The organism is Pseudomonas syringae (assembly GCF_000737245.1).
GTDB classification, from domain to species: Bacteria; Pseudomonadota; Gammaproteobacteria; order Pseudomonadales; family Pseudomonadaceae; genus Aquipseudomonas; species Aquipseudomonas syringae_J.
Genome location: NZ_JPQU01000078.1, coordinates 79,359 through 93,097, shown reverse-complemented (window position 1 = coordinate 93,097; position 13,739 = coordinate 79,359). Strand labels below are relative to the sequence as shown.

At 58.4% G+C, this 13,739-nt stretch carries 17 protein-coding genes; 7 read left to right on the top strand and 10 right to left on the bottom strand.

Features of this window, described 5'->3' with window-relative positions; genetic code table 11:
• Positions 1–38: 38 nt before the first annotated feature.
• Complete coding sequence (gene osmE, locus IV01_RS03135) at positions 39–377, bottom strand: osmotically-inducible lipoprotein OsmE (protein WP_032631175.1); 339 nt, start codon at positions 375–377, stop codon at positions 39–41.
• Positions 378–590: 213 nt separating this feature from the next.
• Between osmE and IV01_RS03140 the strand changes: the two genes are divergently transcribed.
• From IV01_RS03140 to IV01_RS03150, 4 genes are all read left to right on the top strand, one after another.
• Positions 591–1,481, top strand: coding sequence for an esterase/lipase family protein (locus tag IV01_RS03140; protein ID WP_032631173.1), 891 nt, complete (start codon positions 591–593; stop codon positions 1,479–1,481).
• A 57-nt stretch (positions 1,482–1,538) separates the two neighbouring features.
• On the top strand, positions 1,539–1,823 hold the full coding sequence (locus IV01_RS0125505) for a hypothetical protein (protein ID WP_050507956.1): 285 nt from the start codon (positions 1,539–1,541) through the stop codon (positions 1,821–1,823).
• Between the two features lie 108 nt (positions 1,824–1,931).
• Positions 1,932–2,216, top strand: a complete 285-nt coding sequence (locus tag IV01_RS03145; protein ID WP_032631172.1) for a PsiF family protein — start codon at positions 1,932–1,934, stop codon at positions 2,214–2,216.
• Between the two features lie 190 nt (positions 2,217–2,406).
• Complete coding sequence (locus tag IV01_RS03150) at positions 2,407–3,417, top strand: AI-2E family transporter (protein WP_032631171.1); 1,011 nt, start codon at positions 2,407–2,409, stop codon at positions 3,415–3,417.
• A gap of 116 nt (positions 3,418–3,533) precedes the next feature.
• On the opposite strand, the gene IV01_RS03155 is transcribed toward IV01_RS03150, so the two are convergent.
• Entirely contained in the window at positions 3,534–4,799 is a 1,266-nt protein-coding gene (locus tag IV01_RS03155; protein ID WP_032631170.1) for an Hsp70 family protein, read from the bottom strand.
• Between the two features lie 298 nt (positions 4,800–5,097).
• Between IV01_RS03155 and cbpA the strand changes: the two genes are divergently transcribed.
• Together cbpA and IV01_RS03165 are read left to right on the top strand one after the other, a co-directional pair.
• A complete protein-coding gene (gene cbpA / locus IV01_RS03160) occupies positions 5,098–6,036 on the top strand; it encodes a curved DNA-binding protein (RefSeq protein ID WP_032631169.1) in 939 nt (312 codons plus the stop codon).
• A 2-nt stretch (positions 6,037–6,038) separates the two neighbouring features.
• Positions 6,039–6,344, top strand: coding sequence for a chaperone modulator CbpM (locus tag IV01_RS03165; protein WP_032631168.1), 306 nt, complete (start codon positions 6,039–6,041; stop codon positions 6,342–6,344).
• A 140-nt stretch (positions 6,345–6,484) separates the two neighbouring features.
• Here the strand turns inward: IV01_RS03165 and IV01_RS03170 are convergent, their stop codons facing one another.
• The gene (locus IV01_RS03170; RefSeq protein ID WP_032631167.1) at positions 6,485–7,618 is read right to left on the bottom strand and encodes a sensor histidine kinase; all 1,134 of its coding nucleotides are present in this window, start codon (positions 7,616–7,618) and stop codon (positions 6,485–6,487) included.
• Positions 7,619–7,780: 162 nt separating this feature from the next.
• On the opposite strand from IV01_RS03170, the gene IV01_RS03175 reads away from it, so the two are divergent.
• Positions 7,781–8,035, top strand: a complete 255-nt coding sequence (locus tag IV01_RS03175) for a hypothetical protein (RefSeq protein WP_032631166.1) — start codon at positions 7,781–7,783, stop codon at positions 8,033–8,035.
• Positions 8,036–8,348: 313 nt separating this feature from the next.
• Here the strand turns inward: IV01_RS03175 and ureC are convergent, their stop codons facing one another.
• From ureC to urtE, 7 genes are all read right to left on the bottom strand, one after another.
• Positions 8,349–10,049, bottom strand: coding sequence for an urease subunit alpha (gene ureC, locus IV01_RS03180; protein WP_032631164.1), 1,701 nt, complete (start codon positions 10,047–10,049; stop codon positions 8,349–8,351).
• A 137-nt stretch (positions 10,050–10,186) separates the two neighbouring features.
• A complete protein-coding gene (locus tag IV01_RS03185; protein ID WP_032631163.1) occupies positions 10,187–10,492 on the bottom strand; it encodes an urease subunit beta in 306 nt (101 codons plus the stop codon).
• On the bottom strand, positions 10,489–11,022 hold the full coding sequence (locus IV01_RS03190; protein ID WP_032631162.1) for a GNAT family N-acetyltransferase: 534 nt from the start codon (positions 11,020–11,022) through the stop codon (positions 10,489–10,491). Before IV01_RS03190 ends, IV01_RS03185 begins: the two co-directional genes overlap by 4 nt.
• A 24-nt stretch (positions 11,023–11,046) precedes the next feature.
• A complete protein-coding gene (locus IV01_RS03195) occupies positions 11,047–11,586 on the bottom strand; it encodes a GNAT family N-acetyltransferase (protein ID WP_032631160.1) in 540 nt (179 codons plus the stop codon).
• A gap of 30 nt (positions 11,587–11,616) precedes the next feature.
• Complete coding sequence (locus IV01_RS03200) at positions 11,617–11,919, bottom strand: urease subunit gamma (protein ID WP_027902525.1); 303 nt, start codon at positions 11,917–11,919, stop codon at positions 11,617–11,619.
• 210 nt (positions 11,920–12,129) lie between these two features.
• Complete coding sequence (locus IV01_RS03205; protein ID WP_032631158.1) at positions 12,130–12,969, bottom strand: urease accessory protein UreD; 840 nt, start codon at positions 12,967–12,969, stop codon at positions 12,130–12,132.
• Positions 12,970–13,017: 48 nt separating this feature from the next.
• Complete coding sequence (gene urtE, locus IV01_RS03210; protein ID WP_032631157.1) at positions 13,018–13,716, bottom strand: urea ABC transporter ATP-binding subunit UrtE; 699 nt, start codon at positions 13,714–13,716, stop codon at positions 13,018–13,020.
• Positions 13,717–13,739: the final 23 nt, after the last annotated feature.

Below are 13,739 nucleotides of genomic sequence, written 5' to 3'. Positions count from 1 at the left end.
CGATGCATGCATCGGGCTTTTGCGTATCAGCGAGCGAATTACATGTTGCGTTCGTTGTTTTCGCGCTGTTCGCAGGTCATGAAACCCTTGTTGTCGACGCGGCCGTTGGCGTCGAAGCTGACGTGATAAACCTGCTCGTGACCATCTTTGTTCATTACATAGTTGTTGCAAGTGCCTGGGTGCACCTTGCGTTGCACGCGAGTCGACGGCGTGCCACCGATGGTCAGGACCTGTTGTTGAGTCATGCCGTTTTCGACCTGCTTAACAATCGGCTCGTTGCGATAGGTGACGTAATCCACCGGGTTTTGCACGGTTGTATTAGCGCAACCGCTGACTGCGGCGATAACAAACATAGCTGCGAGGCTCTTCTTGATCATGTAAGTCCACTCCAATGACAGAGCCATTGTTGGCCCGTTGCAGCTTGGAGCATCGTAGATAGGCGAAGGTTCGATTATTTGATGGCCTTGGGGCATCACGGCCCACTGCGCGGCAAATTGTCATTGAACCGAGCCATGCTGGGCCTGCATTTGAGTCAATTGCCGCTATGGTTCAGGCATCCCATTTGCTGATCAGACAGAGAGGCCTACGCCATGACCCAGGAACAGGCGACGCGTTACCCACTAGTGCTGGTCCCCGGATTGCTGGGCTTTGTGCGCCTGGTGATTTACCCCTACTGGTTTGGCATTGTCAAAGCGCTGCGGCGCGGTGGGGCCACAGTGATTCCGGTGATGGTGTCGGCGGTGAACTCCTCGGAAGTACGCGGCGAGCAATTGATTGACCGCATCCGGGAAATCCTGCGCGACACCGGTGCCGAAAAGGTCAATCTGATCGGCCACAGCCAAGGTGCGCTGACCATTCGTTACGTGGCGGCCAAGCACCCGGAAATGGTGGCTTCGGTCACCTCGGTTGCCGGCCCCAATCACGGCTCGGAGCTGGCTGACTTCCTCGAAAAGAATTTCCCGATGCACACCTTGCGCGGAATGCTGCTCAACGGGGTGATACGGCTGCTGGCAGGGGTCATGGCGCTGCTGGACACCGGCTATCGAGGCACCCGGCTGCCGACTGATGTAGATGCTTCGCACCATTCCCTGACCACTGCGGGCGTTGAGCTGTTCAACAGCCAATATCCTCAGGGTTTGCCAACAACCTGGGGTGGGCAGGGCGAAGAGCTGGTCAACGGCGTGCGTTATTACTCATGGTCCGGCACCTTGCAGCCAGGCCTCAGCGACAAGGGTCGCAACCGAATTGATGGCACAAATGTTACCTGTCGAATATTCGCTCGCACGTTCACAAAAGAGCGAGGTCAATGTGATGGCATGGTCGGCAGATTCAGTTCTCACCTGGGCACGGTCATAGGTGATAACTATCCGCTCGACCATTTCGACATCGTCAATCAGACCCTCGGTCTGGTAGGCAAGGGCGTCGATCCTGTGAAGTTGTTCGTTGAGCATGCCGCGCGTCTCAAAGCCGCCGGCCTTTAGTTGTTTGAGCCGTTGTTCGTAGTTTGCCGACCAGGTGGTCGGTATTGGAGTGATGCGATGAGCGATAAAGAGCACTACGAAATCGAATACACCCTGGCGGGTGAGCACCATGTGGATGTGATCGAGAACCTTGATGTGCCGATCATTGAGGTGGTGCAGGAGCTTGCACAGAAACATCACGTCAGCCTAGATGACGAGCAGCACGGTACTGGCACCAGCGAGCCTGGTATGGCTCACGCCGCCGGTATCACCGATGTTTCGATTCACAGCGTTGAAGATCAGGATGCATCGGTCAACGACCCGGTGAATGAGCAACTGTGGGATGCGCAAACCGCTGGGTGAACGGCATCTGCGGATTCTTTGGCTACACTGCGTAACAGGTTGTGTCATCAGGCGCAGCCACCGTTTGCGGTAGTGAGCCGCGATAAAGAATTGCCGGAGATAAACGTAATGAAAGTGCTGCGCGTCCCTTTATTGCTGGTCAGCCTGCTGTTGAGTGCTCAGGGTTTTGCGGCCACTGCTCAGCAGAACAAGATGACGACGTGTAACGCCGATGCTTCCGCCAAGTCGCTCAAGGGTGACGAACGCAAGGCATTCATGAGTACTTGCCTGAAGGCTTCACCGCCCGCGACGCAGCAGGAAAAAATGAAAACCTGCAACGCAACGGCAACCACTCAAGCGCTCAAAGGTGATGCCCGCAAGGCGTACATGAGCGATTGTCTCAAGAAGAAATAATTTTCCCGGGCTACACAAGCCCTTGAAAAACCTCAGGCAAGCGCCCTGAATCCCGTGATTCTGGAGCTTGCCTGGACCCCCTATGGCGCTGTCTCAAAACTCGTTGCGTCTCAGGTCGTCTGATCACTGGTCGTAAGCCCCGAACGCTGGCAGACTGCCTGCCTCTTTGCGCCGTTCGTTTTGAGGCTATATGCCAACGTTTTCCTCGCGACAAGTGTTGATAGCCAGTTGGATTCTGTTGTTTGGCGGCCTGCTGATGGTTTTGCCGTTCAAGCTTTTACCGAGTCTGCTTGCCGGATTGTTGGTATTTGAACTGGTGAACATGCTCACGCCACAGCTGCAAAGGCTCATTGCCGGCGAGCGTGCGCGTTGGCTGGCGGTAGCGTTGCTCGGTACGTTGATAGTCAGCGTGCTGGCGCTGATCTTCGCCGGGGCCTTCAGCTTCGTACTCCATGAAGCGGAAAATCCTGGGGCCTCTCTCGACAAATTCATGATCCTGGTGGATCGCGCCCGCGGTCAGTTACCACCGTTCATTGATGGTTATCTGCCAGCCAGTGCCGCTGAATTTCGCGTTTCTCTGGGCGAGTGGATACAAAAGCACGTTGGCGAACTGCAACTGATCGGCAAAGGCGCGGCGCACATGTTTGTGACCATGCTGATCGGCATGGTGCTGGGCGCAATCATCGCCCTGCAGCAGATTTCCGATGTGCACACCCGTAAGCCTCTGGCGGCTGCGCTGTTTGATCGCCTGAGCCTATTGAGCAAGGCATTCCGCAACATCGTTTTTGCGCAGATCAAGATTTCATTGCTGAACACCGCGTTTACCTCGGTATTCCTGGTGATCGTCCTGCCGTTGTGCGGCATTCACCTGCCATTGACCAAAACCCTGATCATCATGACCTTCCTGCTCGGCTTGCTGCCGGTGGTGGGGAACCTGATGTCGAACACGCTGATCTTCATCGTCGGCATGTCGATATCGATCTGGGTAGCGATGGCGGCGTTGGGTTATCTGATCGTGATCCACAAAGTCGAGTACTTCCTCAACGCGCGGATCGTCGGCGGGCAGATTAATGCCAAGTCGTGGGAGTTGCTGATGGCGATGCTAATCTTCGAAGCCGCATTCGGCCTGCCAGGCGTGGTGGCCGGGCCGATTTACTATGCGTATCTGAAGAGCGAGTTGCAGCGGGAAGGGTTGGTTTAGCGGTTATCGACCTGTAGGAGCGCGCTTGCCCGCGATTGGATCTGACAGGCGACTAATTGTGTCGGCTGATCTGGCGCTATCGCGGGCAAGCGCGCTCCTACTAGTAACAGTGCTCCTCAGCCATACCGCTTCTTGGCCTCAATCGCCAATCCACTGCCAATGCTGCCGAAGATGTTGCCTTCCACATGCCGGGCGTTGGGCAGCATGGCCGAGATGCTGTTGCGCAGTGCCGGGATGCCGCTTGAACCACCGGTGAAGAACACCGTGTTGACCTGATCGACCCGCGCGCCTGCCTTGGTCAGCAACTCGGACACGCTGTTGCGCACCCGTTCCAGCTGCGAATCAATGGCGGCTTCGAACATCACCCGGCTCAGGTCCACACTCAAGCCCGGCTCGATACGGTCCATCGGCAGGTGGCGGCTTTCACTGTGGGTCAACTGAATCTTGGTTTCTTCCACTTCCATGGCCAACCAGTGTCCGGCGCGCTGTTCGATGAGCTTGAACAGACGGTCGATACCCTGGGTGTCTTCGATGTCATAGCGCATGCTGCCCAGCGCCAGTTGCGACTTCTGGGAATACACCGAGTTGATGGTGTGCCAGGTCGCCAGATTCATGTGATGACTGGTCGGCATGTATGCCTGGCTTTTCATGCGACTGCCGTAGCCGAACAGCGGCATCACGCCTTGCAGACTCAGTTGCTTGTCGAAGTCAGTCCCGCCGATATGCACGCCGCCGGTGGCCAGAATGTCTTCGTGGCGGTCGTCATAGAAACGACGGTCCGGCGACAGGCGCACCAGGGAGAAGTCCGACGTACCACCACCGATGTCGACAATCAGCACCAGCTCTTCGTGGCTGATGGTGGATTCGTAATCGAAGGCTGCGGCAATCGGCTCGTACTGGAAGGAGACTTCCTTGAAGCCGATCTTGCGCGCGACGTCAGCCAGGGTGTCCTCGGCTTCCTGGTCAGCACCAATGTCATCGTCGACAAAATGCACCGGGCGGCCCAGCACCACTTCTTCGAATTCACGACCGGCAGTCGCCTCGGCACGTTTCTTCAGCTCGCCGATGAACAGCGCCAGCAGGTCCTTGAACGGCATGGCTGTGCCGAGAACACTAGTGTCGTGTTTGATCAACTTGGAACCCAGCAGGCTCTTGAGCGAGCGCATCAGGCGGCCTTCGTAGCCTTCCAGGTACTCGTGCAGCGCCAGGCGGCCATAGACCGGACGACGTTCTTCCATGTTGAAGAACACCACCGAAGGCAGGGTGATCTTGCCGTCCTCCAGCTCAATCAACGATTCCGTGCCGGGGCGCAGCCAGCCGACGGTGGAATTGGACGTGCCAAAGTCGATGCCACAGGCACGGGCCGGGGATTGGTCATTCATGTCTTTTACGTTCCAGTCAAAAAACGGCCGCGCAGTGTATGTCAGTGCACGACGGATGCGTAGGCCAACCGTCACTTATGCACAGTTATCTGTATTTGCTCGTTTGACTTGAACTAATCGATATGACCCCCAATCTTCAGGGAATTGTCAGTAAACCGGGCCGTCGCTCATTTTGAGGTATCAAGTGAGCAGGTTTTTCGGCCGATACCACTTAACGTATTAGATCCAAAACCCTCAAATTGGAGGATGCTGTGCGCAGGCTTAACGCAAGCACGGCATAACCGGGGACGAACACTAGATGGACTTCAAAGATTATTACAAGATTCTTGCGGTGGAACCGACTGCGGATGACAAGGCGATCAAGACCGCCTATCGCAAGTTGGCGCGCAAGTATCACCCGGACGTCAGCAAAGAAGCGGGCGCCGAAGACAAATTCAAAGAGGCCAGCGAAGCTTACGAGGTGCTGAGCAGCCCGGAGAAGCGCGCCGAATATGACGACCTGCGCAAGTACGGTCAGCAGGGCCGGCCGTTTCAGCCACCGCCGGGCTGGCAAGGCCGGGGCGGGGCAGGCGGCTTTGGTGGCCAGGACAACGGCGACTTCTCCGATTTCTTCAGTTCGATCTTCGGTGGTCGACAGCAAGGCGGGCGTTCCCACAACCCCGGCCGAAGAGGGCAGGACGTGGAAATGGAACTGGCGATTTTCCTTGAGGAGACGTTGTCGGCGGAATCCAAGCAGGTCAGCTTCAAGGTGCCGCAGCACAATGCCGCTGGTCAGCGCGTGGCGGATATCACCAAGACCCTGAATGTAAAAATCCCGGCCGGGGTGGTTGATGGCGAGCGCATTCGCCTCAAGGGCCAGGGTGCGCCGGGAGTGGGAGGCGGTGAAAACGGTGATCTGTACTTGATCATACGGCTGGCGCCGCATCCGAAGTTTGATGTTGAAGGCCATGACCTGATCATTACGGTTCCGCTGGCGCCATGGGAAGCGGCATTGGGCGCGAAAGTCGCCGTGCCGACCCTGACCGGCAAGATCAACCTGACCATTCGTCCTGATAGCCAGAACGGTCAACGGTTGCGCATCAAAGGCAATGGTCTGCTAAACAAACAAGGGCAACGTGGCGATCTGTTGGCGCAGATCAAAGTGGTCATGCCGCCGTCCAACGATGCCACCAGAGAGCTGTGGAAAACTCTGGCCGACAAGGCCGCCTTCGATCCGAGGGCTCAATGGAGTAACTGATCATGATCCGCACTGTGGTCGTAGAACTGGATATGAAGCAATTCTGTCAGGCGTCCGACATACCGGCCGCCTACGTGATCGAAATCGTCGAGCACGGCATTCTCGAGCCTCAGGGGCGCAAGCCTGATGAGTGGTTGTTCGATGATCACGCCCTGATCGTTGCCCGCCGCGCCGCAAGGTTGCAGCGGGAACTGGAGCTGGAATGGGAAGGCGTCGCCCTGGCGCTGAACCTGCTTGATGAGCTGGAGCATGTGCGTGCCGAGAACCGCATGCTCAAGCAGCGGTTGGGGCGGTTTTTGGCGGAGTGATGGTTTGTGGGGCGCTGATATCCCCAGTGGGAGCGAGCTTGCTCGCGAAGAGGCCGGTACGTTCACTAGAGTTCCGCGGCTGAAACAATGCCTTCGCGAGCAAGCTCGCTCCCACAGATATCTGCTCCGGAATTCGGCTGTCAGACGCTCTTGGGCAACACCACGGTAAACGTCGTGCCGTCACCCACATTCGAGGTCACGGTGATGCTGCCGCCGTGGGCGTTGACCACTTCCTTGACGATAAATAACCCCAGGCCAAGGCTGGTGGATGGGCCGTGGGGTGTTACCCCTTCGTTGATGCTGCGCACCAGCGGGTCAAAAATGCTGCCGATGGCGTCTTCGGAAATCGGATCACCCAGGTTATGCACGATCAGTTGCACATGATCAGCTTCACCACTGACCTTGATCAGAATTTCCTGGCCTTCGATGCCGTGTTGCAGAGCGTTGCCGATGAGGTTCTGCAGTAGCTGGTCAATGCGTGCGCGATCCCAAGAACCGATGGTTTCGCCCTCGACTTCCAGGCGGGGGTTGGATTGCGGCTGACCGGCGCACGCTTCGTCAATGGCTTCGCTGCACGCGCTTGCCAGGTCCATGCGCTTGCGCTCAATAGGCAGGCTGGCGCCCAGGCGGCTGCGTACGAACTCCAGCAGGTCACTGACCATCGCGCCCATGTGCCGCGTGCTGCTTTTGATCCGTGAGACATAGCCTTGGGATTTGCCGTCCAGCTCGGTTTTGCGCGCCAGCAGGTCGGCGGACATGCTCACCGCCTGCAAAGGCGCGCGCAGGTCGTGGCCGAGTATCGCCAGGAAGATATCCCGTGACCGTTCGACCTGTTCGGCATAGGCGGCAGTGGACTCCGCCAGCGCTTCGTCGATAGCTTCGTTGAAGCGGATCATGTCGGTGAAGTAGGCCAGATCCGGCGTTTTCAGGCTTTCAACCCAAAGACGAATGACACTGGCGCGCAGATGACGGAATTCAGACGTCATCTGCACCAGATCAAATCCGACCATGTGCCGCAGCTCCCCATGGCTTGCTGCCGCCACGTCCAGGCTGGTTGTTTTGTCAGGGTTTTCGCCTTTGGCTTTTGCGGCCTGCTCGCTTTTGCTCTGCGAGGTGTTCATGTCCCGGGCCGCGGCCAGCAGAATCGCTTTGGCATGGTCGCGCAGCTCGACACTGTTCATGGAGTCAGCGGCGGGTTTGATGGTTTTGGCGAAACTTTCCCACTCGTCGACGATGCGGTCCACATGAGCAACGATGAAGTCCGAGAGACGCATGACCGGTTACCTTGCTGCGCGAGCTGTAGATGAGATGGCGCATCTTACAGCCTTTGTCCCGCAGGTATCGAGGCAACGACCGGATGCACTGTCATTTCTGTCAGTAGACGAGCGAAAAGTCCGGGCGTAGGTTGCTCTGAGGACAAACCATGGAGAACGATCATGTCAAAGGCAGACTTCGGACAATTTGTCGAAATTCAAATCAATCAGTCCGCGCAAGCTATCGCCACCAAGAAAAGTGCCAGGCTCGATGATGCGGGTTTCGGAAAGTTAGGCTTTTACCTCGCGCTGCGACGGGCATTGAATGGCACGACTACGGCGCAAGACCTGGGTCTTCTGGATGCGATAAACGATTCCCTTCAGGAGCTGGGGTTGCTGAATGGCGGCGAGACTTTTCTCGGCACTGTAAAGCAATAGATCCTGGAAACCCCGGGCCCTGTGGGAGTGAATTTATTCGCGAAGGCAGTATTTAGTCCGATGAAGATGCATAGGATCTACAGGCCTTTTCGCGAATGAATTCGCATACAGCAGTGATCTCACCATTGGCACGCTGACGTGGGACCGGCTTTAGCCGGGAAGAGGCCGGTATATCCACCCGAGACTTATCGTCTGAGATGCCGCCTTCCCGGCTAAAACGGAACGCCGCCCGGCCGGTCCCACGTCGTCACATCAGCGTGCGAGTAAACATGGAGTCTCCCACCGGTCAGTGTCTATCAAGGCCGCCCCAGGATCAGAACAGAAAATACCGCTGAGCCATCGGCAATACATCTGCCGGCTCACACCACAGCAGCACGCCATCGGCCTTGACCTGATAGGTCTGCGGGTCGACGTCGATGTTGGGCAGGTAGTCGTTGTGAATCAGGTCTTTCTTCTGCACATTGCGGCAGCCCTTCACCACGCTGATGGTCTTTTTCAGCCCCAGTGACTCCGGCACGCCGGCATCGAACGCTGCCTGGCTGATAAATGTCAGGCTGGTGGCGTGCAGCGAGCTGCCGTAGCTGGCGAACATCGGGCGGTAGTGCACGGGTTGCGGCGTCGGGATTGAGGCGTTGGCGTCGCCCATCAGACTGGCCGCAATCGCACCGCCTTTGAGAATCAAGGTCGGTTTGACGCCAAAGAACGCCGGACGCCAGAGCACCAGATCTGCCCATTTACCGACTTCCACGGAGCCGACTTCATGGCTGATGCCGTGGGTGATGGCCGGGTTGATGGTGTATTTGGCGATGTAACGCTTGGCGCGGAAGTTATCGTTGCCGGGACCGTCTTCAGGCAGCGGGCCGCGTTGTTTCTTCATTTTGTCGGCGGTTTGCCAGGTGCGCATGATCACTTCGCCAACCCGGCCCATGGCCTGGCTGTCGGAGCTGAGCATGGAGAAGGCCCCGAGATCGTGAAGGATGTCTTCAGCGGCGATGGTTTCCCGGCGGATACGGCTTTCAGCGAAGGCCACGTCCTCGGCGATGCTTGGGTCCAGGTGATGGCAGACCATCAGCATGTCCAGGTGTTCGTCGATGGTGTTGCGGGTAAACGGCCGGGTCGGGTTGGTGGAGCTGGGCAGTACGTTCGGGAAGCCGCAGGCCTTGATGATGTCCGGCGCATGTCCGCCGCCCGCACCTTCGGTGTGATAGGTGTGGATGGTGCGGTTCTTGAACGCAGCCAGCGTGGTCTCGACGAAGCCAGACTCGTTCAGGGTGTCGGTGTGAATCGCCACTTGTACGTCATAGTCGTCCGCGACGCTCAGGCAATTATCGATGGCCGCAGGCGTGGTGCCCCAGTCCTCGTGGAGCTTCAGGCCGATGGCACCGGCTTTGACCTGCTCGATCAGCGGGCCGGGCAGGCTGACGTTGCCCTTGCCGGTGAAGCCAATGTTCATCGGGAACGAATCAGCCGCCTGAAGCATGCGCGCCATGTGCCATGGGCCAGGTGTCACGGTGGTAGCATTGGTGCCGGTCGCCGGGCCGGTGCCGCCGCCAATCATGGTGGTGACACCGCTCATCAAAGCTTCTTCGATCTGCTGCGGACAGATGAAGTGGATGTGGGTGTCAACGCCGCCAGCGGTAAGGATCATGCCCTCACCGGCGATGATTTCAGTGGCTGCGCCGATGGCGATGGTGACGTCCGGCTGGATATCCGGGTTACCGGCTTTGCCAATGGCGGCGATGCGGCCGTTCTTGATGCCGACGTCCGCTTTGACGATGCCCCAGTGGTCAACGATCAATGCGTTGGTGATCAGCGTATCGACCACATCGGCCGCCATCAGTTGGCCCTGGCCCATGCCGTCACGGATGACCTTGCCACCGCCGAACTTCACTTCTTCACCATAGGTAGTGAAGTCCTTCTCGACTTCAATCCACAACTCGGTATCGGCCAACCGAACACGGTCGCCCACGGTAGGGCCGAACATGTCGGCGTAGGCTTGTCTGGAAATCTTCATGGCGATTCCTTGAGTTCAAAAATTGCGGCGTAGCTTGACCCGTAGGAGCGCGCTTGCCCGCGATTCGATTTATCTGACGACGAATGTGTTGGAGGTGCTGACGCCATCGCGGGCAAGCGCGCTCCTACAGGCAGGGGCTAGAGATCGCCCATCACCCGTCCGGCAAACCCGAACACCCGCCGCAACCCAGCCAGATCCACCAACTCCACATTTCGCGATTGCCCCGGCTCAAAGCGCACGGCAGTGCCGGCCGGGATGTTCAGGCGCATGCCACGGCTGGCGGCGCGGTCGAAGGTCAGGGCGTCGTTGGTTTCGAAAAAGTGGAAGTGCGAGCCGACCTGAATCGGCCGGTCGCCGCTGTTGGCAACGTTCAGGCTGAGGGTGCGGCGGCCGGCGTTGAGTTCGATCTCGCCGGGTTGAATCTGATATTCGCCAGGAATCATGCGGGTTGTCCCAGAGTCTTGAAATAGATAGCGGTCGGCGTGTAGCGGCCGTCCGGGCTTTGGCAGTAATCAGGCAATTCGCCGACCCGGATGTAGCCGAGCGAGCGGTAAAAAGCCTCAGCGGGCGAGCCCGCCTCGGTGTCCAGATACAACAGGCCGCGCTTGAGTTGCCGCGCCGTTTGCTCCAGAGCCTGCATCAGTTGCTGGCCGAACCCGCGTCTTCGCGCGTCGCTGAGCACCAGCAGTTTCTGCACCTCGGCGCGGTTCAGGCCGTTGGCTTTCTGGCACAAGGCGAGCTGGGTGCTGGCCAGCACTCGTTCATCCTGCACGACGACCCACAACAGCAGGTTGCCACTGGCCACTTCCTCCTTCAGACCGTCGCTCCAGGCCTGCGCCTGATCAGCGTCCAGGTCTGCCATGAAACCCACCGATGCGCCGTTTTCCACAGCATCCAGCAACAGCTGAGCCAGACCATGACGGTAGTGCGCAAAGCTTTCGATTGTGACGCGGCGTAACTGGGCAGGATTCATGGTCGCCTCTCAGTTGGTGCTCGGTTAAAGAGCCGGAGCTTGCGAAGGTGGGGCGGATGCGCCGGGGGATAGATCCAGTTGCATGAACGTCAGGTCCAGCCAGCGACCGAACTTGGTGCCGACTTGGGGCATCTGGCCTGTGGTGGTGAAACCTAGTCGCTCATGCAGAGCAATGGAGGCCGCATTGCCGCTTTCGATGGCGGCCACCATCATGTGTTTGTCGCACAGCCGGGCGCGGTCGATCAGCGCTTTCATCAGTTTCGGGCCAAGGCCTTTGCCGCGCTGATCGGCGCGCACATAAACCGAATGCTCCACGGTGTGGCGGAAGCCTTCGAAGGGGCGCCAGTCGCCGAACGATGAATAACCCACGACCTGTTGCTCGTCATCGACCGCCACCAGAATCGGATAGCCCTGGGCCTGACGCGCATCGAACCAGGCCTGCCGATTGGCCAGGTCAACCGGTTGCTCGTTCCAGATCGCGGTGGTGTTGAGCACGGCATCGTTGTAGATCGCCATAATGCCGGGCAGATCGGCGGGCAGCGCGTCGCGAATCGTATTACTCATGATTGTTTCCACAGTCTTGTGATGTGCAGATCAGGCAATCGGCTGATGCACAGTGACCAGCTTGGTGCCGTCCGGGAAGGTCGCTTCGACCTGAATTTCCGGGATCATTTCGGGGATGCCTTCCATGACTTGTTCGCGGGTCAGCAGGGTCGTGCCGTAATGCATCAGATCGGCCACAGTCTGCCCATCCCGAGCGCCTTCAAGCAAAGCCGCCGAAATATAGGCCATGGCCTCTGGATAGTTGAGCTTCACACCACGGGCCAGACGCCTTTCGGCAACCAGTCCAGCGGTGAAAATCAGCATCTTGTCTTTTTCGCGTGGGGTCAGGTCCATTGTTCATTCCGTCGTAAATTTTGGTTGTCAGCAATCCCTATGGGAGATTCTATGTTTGCCTGCAGATGATGTGCGACGTGGGACCGGCTTTAGCCGGGAAGACTGCTTGTCCGACGATACAAATGTGTGGGGTGTACCGGCCTCTTCCCGGCTAAAGCCGGTCCCACGACATCGCGCCAACATTTGAGATTGCATCTCCCACAAAAACCTTCAGGTACTCCAGATCCTCGGTGCCACTGCCTCCCGGCCCAATACTGCCGGGCGTAGCAGTTTCCATAGTTCGATCATCCAGGCCCGGGCGTGCAGCGCCTCGTCGGCCAGGCAGCGAGCGACGAGCAAGCCGGGAAGTTGGGTCAGATCGCCGCGCACCTGGGCTGGCAATGAGCGGCAGGCTTCGAGCAATTCACTTTCTATCTCACCGGTCACCAGCAAAGTGCCAAATACGGTTTTGCCATCCAGGCCAATGGGCGAGTCAAGCAAACCATCGCCGCCGATCACCCGTTGTCGCTCGTGCCACAGCAGCGTGCCGTCCCGGCGAATATCCAGCTGTGCCTGAAAATGCCCGCCCTCGAAACGTTCGCCGCTCGCCGGTCTGCCCAGCGCCACGACGTCCCAGTAAAACAGCTTCGCATCGCCTTGCAGTTCGATGCGGGTCGTCAGCTCGGCCTGTGCGGCGCTGAACACGATGGTTTCCTGCGGCAGCCACTCCAGAGTCGCGCCGGGTGCCACCTGCAGGTCGAGCTGTTGATAAGCTGGACCCGCCGCGCGATACCACTTGGCCGCGCCGGGGCTGGTCAGTTGCGCCCAGGCATTCGGGCCTACGCTGGCGCTGATGTCCAGCCGGTCGCCACCGGCAATGCCACCCGGCGGGTGAACAATGATGTGCTGGCAGACTTCTGGACCTTCGGCGTACAGATGTTTTTGCACCCGCAGCGGGCCTTTATGTCGACGCTGGGTAGGCCGCGTGCTATCGCCAAAGCGCCCATAGCCCAGCTCCAGCTCGGCATGCCAGCTGGGCGTGAACAACGCAGTGTGGGCAGGCAGATTCATTTTGCGGCGATCCTGATTCGTTGGCTAAACACCTTAACGGAATACATATCAGATGGTCACCAGACCACGCACGCCTTCGGCTTCCATATTTTCGCCGCGGCCCTGCTGAACGATCTCGCCTCGGGACATCACCAGATACTGATCGGCCAGCTCGGCGGCAAAGTCGTAGAACTGCTCAACCAGCAGAATCGCCATGTCACCACGGGCGGCGAGCTTCTTGATGACCGCGCCGATTTCCTTGATGACCGAGGGCTGAATACCTTCGGTGGGTTCGTCGAGGATCAACAAGCGTGGACGGCTGGCCAGCGCGCGACCAATCGCCAGTTGTTGCTGCTGACCACCGGACAGATCGCCGCCGCGTCGATGTTTCATCTGCAACAGGACCGGGAACAGCTCATAGATGAACGCCGGGACTTCCTTGGCCTCCGAGCCGGGAAAACGGGAAAGGCCCATGAGCAGATTTTCTTCCACCGTCAGCCGCCCGAAGATCTCACGGCCCTGAGGCACATAAGCGATCCCCGAATGAACCCGTTGATGAGGTTTGAAGCCGGTAATCGTCTTGCCTTCCCACTGCACCGCGCCTTCTTTGGCGGGCAGCAGGCCCATGAGCACTTTGAGCAAGGTGGTCTTGCCTACGCCGTTGCGACCCAACAGGCACGTCACTTCGCCGACCTTCACCTCAAAGGAAAGCCCGCGCAGGATGTGGCTACCGCCGTAGTACTGATGAAGTTTGCTAACGTGCAGCATTTGAATTCCTCGATTCATCAGCT

Excerpts from the sequence above, each read along its gene's own strand:
- osmE (WP_032631175.1), bottom strand. The coding sequence starts at position 377 with ATGATCAAGAAGAGCCTCGCAGCTATGTTTGTTATCGCCGCAGTCAGC.
- IV01_RS03140 (WP_032631173.1), top strand. The coding sequence starts at position 591 with ATGACCCAGGAACAGGCGACGCGTTACCCACTAGTGCTGGTCCCCGGA.
- IV01_RS0125505 (WP_050507956.1), top strand. The coding sequence starts at position 1,539 with ATGAGCGATAAAGAGCACTACGAAATCGAATACACCCTGGCGGGTGAG.
- IV01_RS03145 (WP_032631172.1), top strand. The coding sequence starts at position 1,932 with ATGAAAGTGCTGCGCGTCCCTTTATTGCTGGTCAGCCTGCTGTTGAGT.
- IV01_RS03150 (WP_032631171.1), top strand. The coding sequence starts at position 2,407 with ATGCCAACGTTTTCCTCGCGACAAGTGTTGATAGCCAGTTGGATTCTG.
- IV01_RS03155 (WP_032631170.1), bottom strand. The coding sequence starts at position 4,799 with ATGAATGACCAATCCCCGGCCCGTGCCTGTGGCATCGACTTTGGCACG.
- cbpA (WP_032631169.1), top strand. The coding sequence starts at position 5,098 with ATGGACTTCAAAGATTATTACAAGATTCTTGCGGTGGAACCGACTGCG.
- IV01_RS03165 (WP_032631168.1), top strand. The coding sequence starts at position 6,039 with ATGATCCGCACTGTGGTCGTAGAACTGGATATGAAGCAATTCTGTCAG.
- IV01_RS03170 (WP_032631167.1), bottom strand. The coding sequence starts at position 7,618 with ATGCGTCTCTCGGACTTCATCGTTGCTCATGTGGACCGCATCGTCGAC.
- IV01_RS03175 (WP_032631166.1), top strand. The coding sequence starts at position 7,781 with ATGTCAAAGGCAGACTTCGGACAATTTGTCGAAATTCAAATCAATCAG.
- ureC (WP_032631164.1), bottom strand. The coding sequence starts at position 10,049 with ATGAAGATTTCCAGACAAGCCTACGCCGACATGTTCGGCCCTACCGTG.
- IV01_RS03185 (WP_032631163.1), bottom strand. The coding sequence starts at position 10,492 with ATGATTCCTGGCGAATATCAGATTCAACCCGGCGAGATCGAACTCAAC.
- IV01_RS03190 (WP_032631162.1), bottom strand. The coding sequence starts at position 11,022 with ATGAATCCTGCCCAGTTACGCCGCGTCACAATCGAAAGCTTTGCGCAC.
- IV01_RS03195 (WP_032631160.1), bottom strand. The coding sequence starts at position 11,586 with ATGAGTAATACGATTCGCGACGCGCTGCCCGCCGATCTGCCCGGCATT.
- IV01_RS03200 (WP_027902525.1), bottom strand. The coding sequence starts at position 11,919 with ATGGACCTGACCCCACGCGAAAAAGACAAGATGCTGATTTTCACCGCT.
- IV01_RS03205 (WP_032631158.1), bottom strand. The coding sequence starts at position 12,969 with ATGAATCTGCCTGCCCACACTGCGTTGTTCACGCCCAGCTGGCATGCC.
- urtE (WP_032631157.1), bottom strand. The coding sequence starts at position 13,716 with ATGCTGCACGTTAGCAAACTTCATCAGTACTACGGCGGTAGCCACATC.